The 419-nt window shown below is 67.3% G+C and carries 1 protein-coding gene; it reads right to left on the bottom strand.

Going from position 1 to position 419, the window contains the following annotated elements; all coding sequences use genetic code 11:
- The coding region (locus GVL50_RS28570; RefSeq protein WP_256672032.1) for a methylmalonyl-CoA mutase family protein at positions 1–419 on the bottom strand (419 nt) is incomplete at both ends.

Genomic DNA, 419 nt, shown 5'->3' with positions numbered 1-419 from the left:
GTAGATGTACGTGTTGCGGACCATGAACTCCTTGAGGATGTCGTTCTGGATGGTCCCGGAGAGCTGGTCCTGCCGCACGCCCTGCTCTTCCGCAGCGACCACGTAGCCGGCCAGCACGGGCAGCACGGCGCCGTTCATCGTCATCGAGACGCTCACCTTGTCGAGCGGAATGCCGTCGAAGAGGATCTTCATGTCCTCCACGCTGTCGATCGCCACGCCGGCCTTGCCCACGTCGCCGGTCACGCGCGGATGGTCGCTGTCGTAGCCGCGGTGGGTGGCGAGGTCGAACGCCACGGAGACGCCCTGCCCGCCCGCCGCCAGCGCCTTGCGGTAGAAGGCGTTCGATTCTTCCGCCGTGGAGAAGCCCGCGTACTGCCGGATCGTCCAGGGCCGCACGGCGTACATGGTGGCCTGCGGGC

Source organism: Pseudomonas sp. 18058 (assembly GCF_902706155.1).
GTDB classification, from domain to species: domain Bacteria; phylum Pseudomonadota; class Gammaproteobacteria; order Pseudomonadales; family Pseudomonadaceae; genus Aquipseudomonas; species Aquipseudomonas rustica.
Note: the sequence above shows the minus strand (reverse complement) of the source record. Positions and strands in the feature narration are given on the sequence as shown.